Below are 250 nucleotides of genomic sequence, written 5' to 3'. Positions count from 1 at the left end.
GCATTTTGTCAAAAGTTCTTCTCTCAACACCAACTAGGCGTTTAAAGCGTAAATCGGAAAGTTTTTTACTGGATTCATAATTCATGCTTCTATTTTATCATATCCTTGTTTCGCAGGAAGTCTATTACAATCCGGACAAATGCAGACCTCTAGGCGGTGATGTATTTCTTCAGCTTCAAACTGGTCAAGAATGGCCTGCTTACGGCCTTTTGTTTTCTTGCGTTTGTAAGTAATTGTCTCTGTTTCAACT

1 pseudogene is annotated in these 250 nt (G+C 38.4%); it reads right to left on the bottom strand.

The annotated features are described in order from the left end of the window. Positions 1–85, bottom strand: a pseudogene (locus tag E4T71_RS09535) (IS5/IS1182 family transposase); the annotation flags it as partial. Between the last annotated feature and the right edge of the window lie 165 nt (positions 86–250).

The sequence above is a fragment of the Streptococcus sp. WM07 genome (assembly GCF_004570525.1).
In the GTDB taxonomy this organism is placed as follows: Bacteria; Bacillota; Bacilli; order Lactobacillales; family Streptococcaceae; genus Streptococcus.
This window is presented reverse-complemented; position numbering and strand designations above follow the sequence as displayed.